Source organism: Methanoregula sp., assembly GCF_049690535.1.
In the GTDB taxonomy this organism is placed as follows: Archaea; Halobacteriota; Methanomicrobia; order Methanomicrobiales; family Methanospirillaceae; genus Methanoregula.
Genome location: NZ_JBAVMX010000129.1, coordinates 1 through 7,407 on the forward strand (window position 1 = coordinate 1; position 7,407 = coordinate 7,407).

Annotated in this window: 6 protein-coding genes; 2 read left to right on the forward strand and 4 right to left on the reverse strand. The window is 53.9% G+C overall.

The annotated features are described in order from the left end of the window. Positions 1-542, reverse strand: a 542-nt coding sequence (locus WCE46_RS10290) for an ADP-ribosylglycohydrolase family protein (RefSeq protein ID WP_424733627.1), incomplete at its 3' end; no start/stop codon positions are given. A gap of 245 nt (positions 543-787) precedes the next feature. On the opposite strand from WCE46_RS10290, the gene acs reads away from it, so the two are divergent. Continuing rightward, positions 788-2,686, forward strand: a complete 1,899-nt coding sequence (acs, locus tag WCE46_RS10295; protein WP_424733628.1) for an acetate--CoA ligase — start codon at positions 788-790, stop codon at positions 2,684-2,686. A 71-nt stretch (positions 2,687-2,757) separates the two neighbouring features. Further along, the gene (locus WCE46_RS10300; protein WP_424733629.1) at positions 2,758-3,351 is read left to right on the forward strand and encodes an acetate uptake transporter; all 594 of its coding nucleotides are present in this window, start codon (positions 2,758-2,760) and stop codon (positions 3,349-3,351) included. Between the two features lie 82 nt (positions 3,352-3,433). Here the strand turns inward: WCE46_RS10300 and WCE46_RS10305 are convergent, their stop codons facing one another. The 3 genes from WCE46_RS10305 to WCE46_RS10315 form a co-directional block, all read right to left on the reverse strand. Next, entirely contained in the window at positions 3,434-4,531 is a 1,098-nt protein-coding gene (locus WCE46_RS10305) for an ATP-NAD kinase family protein (RefSeq protein WP_424733630.1), read from the reverse strand. Positions 4,532-4,545: 14 nt separating this feature from the next. Then, the gene (locus WCE46_RS10310) at positions 4,546-5,904 is read right to left on the reverse strand and encodes a TrpB-like pyridoxal phosphate-dependent enzyme (protein WP_424733631.1); all 1,359 of its coding nucleotides are present in this window, start codon (positions 5,902-5,904) and stop codon (positions 4,546-4,548) included. A gap of 242 nt (positions 5,905-6,146) precedes the next feature. Then, entirely contained in the window at positions 6,147-6,998 is an 852-nt protein-coding gene (locus tag WCE46_RS10315) for a TrmB family transcriptional regulator (RefSeq protein WP_424733632.1), read from the reverse strand. Positions 6,999-7,407 lie beyond the last annotated feature (409 nt).

The window sequence follows — 7,407 nt, forward strand, 5'->3', positions numbered from 1 at the left end:
TCGTCCTCGTTCTGTGCCTGCTGCAGGGCCTTCCCGACAGGGTCGGGGAGTTCATGCACCGCGTGGTACAGCAGCGTGATAAATGTCGAGACCGCGGCGTGGGCTGCCGGGTGGGTATGGGTTATCGAGCAGGCCCGTACGGCCCGCTCAGTTCCTTCATGGATATCAGGATATGCAAGGGCGAACGGGAGCGCCGGGGGGAGACAACCTGCGGTCGTGGATTTTACACCACAGGAGTGGGCCTTTCCTGAGAACATATGTTCGCAGGCTGCGGACACAGAACCGTCCGGGAACCGGAGTGCCTCACGGGAGTAGAACTCTTTTAAGGCAAGCCCGTACCGTTCGTCAGTATACCGGCCATCTGCAAGCAGCGTTGCCACAAGGATCATGATCTGGGTGTCATCTGTGTATTGGCCGGCTGCCAGACTATCATTGGGATGGCCCTTGTATGCCCTGCGGTACCCGTACCTCATCTTGGTAAGGCCGGGCATCGTGCTCTCGTTTGGCATGCCAAGGGCGTCACCCACCGCAGCCCCGAGCATACATCCCTTCATTCTTTCCAGCATTGATACAATATTGAAAGACACCGATAGATAATGATTCTTGTATTTTCTTTTTTTGGTGGATCCACGCGCAAATCGGAGTTTTAATGTATTTTTTTGCAGCATCAGGTCACTGAAGAGAGGTTTTTATATATACAAATAAATTCACTGTCCGGGGATATCCCCTTACCACTAAAATTTATATAGCAATTTGACATGATTAATAGTGTAAAATTGGGGGAGAGATGAACGAAGACTTCGATGTTAAACTCGTGGAGAACGCGAAGTACTATACACCTGATGTGGAGTACAAGCGTGCCTCATGGATAGGTGACTACCAGAAAACCTATGAGAGATTCCTTTCCGATCCCGATGCGTTCTGGGAGCAGATTGCCCTGGAGCTCGAGTGGATCCGGCCCTGGGACCGGATTTGTGAGTGGAAGTATCCTTATGCCAGATGGTTTGTCAACGCACAGCTGAACATCACCGCCAACTGCCTCGACCGCCATGTGACCGGAGAACGCCGTAACAAGGTGGCCCTGATCTGGCGGGGAGAGGAGGGAAAGGAGCGTGTATATTCGTACCAGCGCCTGCTGGGCGAAGTCATGAAGTTTGCGAACGGCCTCAAAAAACTGGGCGTGAAAAAGGGTGACCGGGTCTGTATTTACATGCCCATGGTGCCCGAGCAGCTGATCGCAATGCTTGCCTGTGCCCGCATCGGGGCCGTCCACAGCGTCGTCTTTGCCGGTTTCGGAACCACTGCACTGAACATGCGGATCAATGATGCAGAAGCAAAAGTAGTGATCACTTCCGATATCTCGATCCGGCGCGGCAAGGCGATCCCCCTGATCACCATTGTCAAGGATGCAATAGTTAACGCACCTTCAGTGGAACACGTCGTTATTTACCGGAGACGCAGAGAACCACCGGTTGAAATCCGCCCAGGGAGGGAACATGATTTCTATGGGATTATGGAGGATGTACCTCCGGACTGTCCCTGCGAAGTGATGGACGCTGAAGACCCGCTCTTCATCCTCTACACGAGCGGGTCTACCGGGACCCCAAAAGGTGTTGTCCATACCTGCGGGGGATATATGGTCGGGACATACTACACCACAAAGGTTGTCTTTGATCTTAAGGAGAGGGACATCTACTGGTGCACGGCGGACCCCGGCTGGATCACCGGCCATTCCTACATCGTGTACGGCCCACTTGCTGTCGGGGCCACCGTGTTTATCTCAGAGATCACTCCGGACTACCCGGATGCTGGCAGCTGGTGGAAACTGATCCATGAGCAGCAGATCTCGGTGTTCTACACGGCCCCGACCGCAATCCGGACCTTCATGAAAGTGGGGGAGGCGTGGCCCGACAAGTACAACCTCAGTTCCCTGCGTATCATTGGATCCGTCGGGGAACCGCTCAACCCCGAGGCGTTCGAGTGGTACTACAGGGTGATCGGGAAGAACAGGTGCCCGGTCGTGGATACCTGGTGGCAGACAGAGACCGGTATGCAGATGATCACAACAATGGTCGGCGAGCCGATGCGCCCGGGTTTTGTGGGGAAGGCAATACCGGGTGTCGAAGTGGACGTTGTGGACAAAAACGGAACGTCAGTGCGCCCGGGCACAGGAGGCTTCCTTGTGATCAAAAGACCGTGGCCGTCTATGCTGCGTACTGTATACAAAAACGACGAGCGGTACCGGAAGTACTGGGAGACCATCCCGGGAGTCTATGCTGCGGGGGATCTTGCGGTCAAGGGAAAGGACGGGTACATCATGGTGATCGGCAGGGCCGATGACATCATCATCGTCTCCGGGCATAATATCGGGACTGCAGAAGTGGAAAGTGCGCTTGTTTCCCACCATGCGGTGGCAGAAGCCGCGGTGATTGGAAAACCTGATACCATCAAGGGGAATGCGATCAAGGCCTTTGTCATTCTCAGGGTAGGGAACAAGCCAAGTGAAAAACTGACTCAGGATCTGATCTACCACGTGCGCATGACGCTCGGGCCCATCGCTGTACCGCATGAGATCGAATACGTCGACAAACTGCCCAAGACCCGTAGCGGCAAGATCATGCGCCGGGTGCTGAAGGCAAAAGAGCTTGGCATGGATCCCGGGGATGTCTCGACACTCGAAGAATGAGAGTTAAAGAACCTGGTAACGACGGCTGAATTACAACATGAAGGGAATAAACTACAAACGGAGATTAAAAAATGCAGACTGAAACCACCCAACAGGCAACGAGCGTGAAAAATCTGGATATGACAGCAAACCCGGCACCTCTCGGGCTGCTCGGGTTCGGCATGACCACTGTGCTCCTGAACCTGCATAATGCAGGCTTCTTTGCACTCGGTTCAATGATCCTCGCCATGGGGATCTTTTACGGAGGCCTTGCACAGATCATCGCTGGCATCGAGGAATGGAAAAAGAACAACACGTTCGGGGCGACCGCGTTCACCTCCTACGGGGCGTTCTGGCTGACGCTTGTCGCCCTGCTGGTGCTCCCGAAACTGGGCCTTGCCGCTGCTCCGGATGCGACTTCCATGGCGGCCTATCTTGCGATGTGGGGGATCTTCACGCTGGTCATGTTTGTCGGGACTCTGAAGGCGAATCGCGCCCTCCAGATGGTGTTTGGAACACTTGCGATCCTGTTCTTCCTGCTCGCCATCGGTGAGGCCACCGGGAACGGATCCATCACTGTGATCGCAGGATATGAAGGGATTCTCTGCGGGTTCCTCGCGATCTACGCGGGCCTTGCACAGGTACTCAATGAAATGTACAAAAAAACCATTGCGCCCCTCGGGTAAACCCTGCCGGAACGGGATACTCCGTCCCAAATCTCTTTTTTTTAGCCCCCCTGTATCATATGGATGCGGGAGTACCAGTGCATTACAAGGACCGGGAGATCTTCTTCCGTTGGGCAATCCGGTAGCCGGAAATAACCTGGACTGAGTCCCCGAATTCGCGGTCGAGTACCGGATCTCCGGAATCCACATACAAAAACGGGGTCTCCCGCAGTTTGTGCGGCGTTGCGGCAATGATCAGGTTATGCAGTCCAACGTTTCTGACTACGGATGCGCTGATCTGCTGGTTTCCCCGGCCGAGGATAAAACCCTGGGCACCGATAGGACTGATGATGATCTTCGTTTCAGGATACCTGCTAACAAGATCAAGGAGGGTTTTCTCGTCCGCGTCTGATGCCAGAAGCCTTCCGTCAATGACTGCATCTACACCGAGCAGGGTTTTTTTGATCCCCAGTTGCCGGGCGATCGCCTCCGTTGTCGTGCCGGCCCCGATAATATAGAGCACCCCGGGTAGCATCACTTCCTTTAAGAACCGGGTGATCTCCTCTTTTGCCCGGTCTTCATCTGCTTCCTCGAATACCTGTTTTGCGACCTGCGTCATGTGGGCACGGGCCGGTACCCGGGCAATGCCGAACAGGTGCGTATCGAGCACCCCGTCACGGTACGCTTTTTCGTTGACATCCATCACCTCTGCATCCTGAATACCATAGGGTTCCGAGATGAGAGCTGCAGCTGCAGCCGGATCGAGCGCGAATACCGCGGAGTACATTTTCACACCTGCAGGAATCCCGAGGATCGGGACAGCCTGTTGTGCAGCCTCAAAAACATCCCGTGCCGTGCCATCACCGCCACAGAACAGGATCAGATCGACACCTTCCTGAAGGAAAGCGGAGATGGCTCTTTTTGTGTCTTTCGCAGTGCTGGTCCCCGGGTTCCGGTATGCGACCCGGTAATGGGTTTCACCACACGCACGAAGGACTGCCTCACCCATTTCCCCGGAACAGGTAACAAAAAAAAGATCCGGGACGGAGGTAAGGTGACGGATAGTGATGGCCGCCCGGGCCGGTGCCCGGGGCCGGGCCCCGCGGCGGCGCGCCTCGTCCACGTTTCCGTCAGTCCCCTTGAGACCGACAGACCCGCCCATGCCAGCGACAGGATTGATGAGAAAACCGATGCGGCGCATAAAAAGAAAGATTTTTAGGAAATTTTCGGGATCCGACCGATCGCCTGTTTGATCAGCTCATCAGGATATTCGTAGTCCACCAGCTCGCCGCTATAGAATGCATCGTAGGCGGTCATATCAAAGTTGCCGTGACCTGAGCAGTTGAAGAGGATCGTCTTGTCCTCCCCGGTCTTTTTGCACGCGAGCGCCTCATCTATTGCGGCTTTCACCGCGTGAGACGTCTCCGGGGCGACGATGATCCCCTCGGTGCGGGCAAAGGTTTGGGCTGCCTCGAACACCTCGCTCTGGTGATAGGCCACCGCACGCATCACACCGTCATGAACCAGACGTGAGACGATCGGCGAATCGCCATGGTAGCGGAGACCCCCCGCATGCATGGCAGGCGGGACGAAGTCATGACCGAGAGTAAACATCTTCATGAGAGGTGTGAGACCGGCCACGTCCCCGAAGTCGTACGTATACAGGCCCTTCGTGAGGCTCGGGCAGGAGGCAGGCTCGGCTCCGATGATGTCGATGTCCTTGTGCTTTCCCGTGAGTTTGTCGCCGGCAAACGGGAACGAGATGCCGGCAAAGTTGGAGCCGCCGCCTACGCATCCAATCACCACGTCAGGATAGTCATCGACCATGGCGAGCTGCTCACGGCATTCGAGCCCGATGACGGTCTGGTGGAGGCAGACATGGTTCAGCACCGACCCGAGCGCGTAGTTGGTATTGGCATGAGTTGCTGCATCTTCGACCGCTTCTGATATGGCAATGCCAAGCGCGCCCGGTGTCTCAGGGTCCTTTTCCAGGACTGCCCGCCCGGAATTCGTCTTTGTACTGGGACTGGGGATGCACTCCGCTCCCCAGACATGCATCATCGATTTCCGGTACGGTTTCTGGGTGTAACTCGACCGAACCATGTAGATGGTACACTCCAGATCATAGAGCATCGTCGCAAAGGCAAGGGCTGAACCCCACTGCCCGGCCCCGGTCTCCGTCGCGATACGCTCAATGCCGGCCTTCATATTATAGTAAGCCTGAGGGATGGACGTGTTGGTCTTGTGGCTCCCGGCTGGGCTGACGCCCTCCCACTTGTAGTAGATCTTTGCCGGGGTCTTCAGGAATTTTTCCAGCCGGTGGGCCCGGTAGAGCGGGCTTGGTCTCCAGAGCCTGAGCACATCCCGGACTTCTTCCGGGATATCTACATAACGGTCTGTGGTTACTTCCTGGCGGATCAGTTCCATCGGGAAGATCGCTTTTAAGTCATCCGGGCCGATTGGCTTGTGGGTGACGGGATGGAGCGGGGGATCGAGAGGAGAGGGCAGGTCTGCCTGAATATTATACCACTTCCTGGGTATCTGCTCCTCATCAAGGAGGATCTTGGTCTGCATGCCCGGTTATTCTGTTTTGTATAAATATATACATTGTGGAACACATGTGGTATTTAGTGATTGGATGAATGCATTTTTGAGGGCAGGGTACTGACAGGCAGGCGTCACAACCCGGACATATCTTGGCACCAGCATCCGAGTAAATTCAGAGCGTGAGCATGCACCTGTACATTCGTCTCTTCATAAAAGGTGGCAGGCATATTACATGCTCCCGCCCCTCAGTACTCTGCCATGCCGGCTGATCACACCCGCTTTTTCCTGCGGAGATGCGGAGGAAAGGGAAATTCCACTCCATCGATGAGGCGCTTCCAGTTGAACTGGCTGAAGAGTTTCATATGGAGGACCGCACCCTTGTTCCGGGTATTGAGGACTGAAACCGTACTGGAGAAAAACGGCGGGATCATCAGAAGTTCCTCGTCATCAATGATTAGTTCGAGCGTATTTTCGACTCGCATCAGTTTATGGATCTCCTCAAATTCCGGGGGGGCAAAAGGAGGAGGGACTGCGAATTTTTCCGAGGAGATCACATGGATATCTGCGTTTTTTCCCGGGAACTGTTTCCGCAATTTTCTCTCAAGACCCGGTGTGTCGGATATCACGAGAAGCAACAGGGAAACATCCTTTATCTGTATATTTTCAATGAACGGAAGATATCGCTCTCCGATCATACACCAGATATGGCTTTTTGACTTCCCGAAAAGATCACGGATCTTATACTCGATGCTCTTATCGCCATAAATGGTCCAGAGGGCCTCCTCTTTCTCGGTCTGCACCTTTTCAGTTTCCAGTTTTTCCAGCGCCACCAGTGCCATATTGGCCGCTTTCTGATGGTTACCCATGAGCAGGTCGATGGCCATATGAGGTGAAACCGCGCTGTATCGTGCCGGTTTTGAGATCCGCTTTACCGCCAGTCCCATTTCCGCCAGATGATCCAGCGCTTCGTACACACTTGGTTTTGAGATGGAGAGATATTCGACAAGATCTTTTGCTTCTGCATTATCATACAGAACCAGCGCGGCGTAGACATTCGCTTCATATGTTGAAAGTCCGAGCTCGTTGAGTGATTTTACAAGAGGAGCCGGAATGCTTTCCATAAATCAATAGTGCACATTGAGTTGTTAAAAATTTTACTACTTTGCTGTCTTTGTCCCTGAACCCCATTTGCACCTGAAGTCATGTCGGGATGCCACTTGAGGTGAAAAACTGTGTTACCCAATACCTTTTTAGGCCCCGGGTAAATACTTAGTAAAAAAGTAGTAAAAAAATTTACTACCAGATTGAGGAAATGCAATGGTCAGAATGATATGCCCCCCAGCATGTTTGGATATCCGGGATTTTACAGGATGCAGAAGACCCCCTTATTCGGGTACAAGAACAAGATCTTCCCCCGGTATCCCGCGTCCCGCATACGTGGTTTTCCTGTTCTTTCTCGTAACCATAGGAACACTGGTTCTTCCGGTATGTGGAGACAGCACACTTGATACTATTCAGGCTGCAAACAAC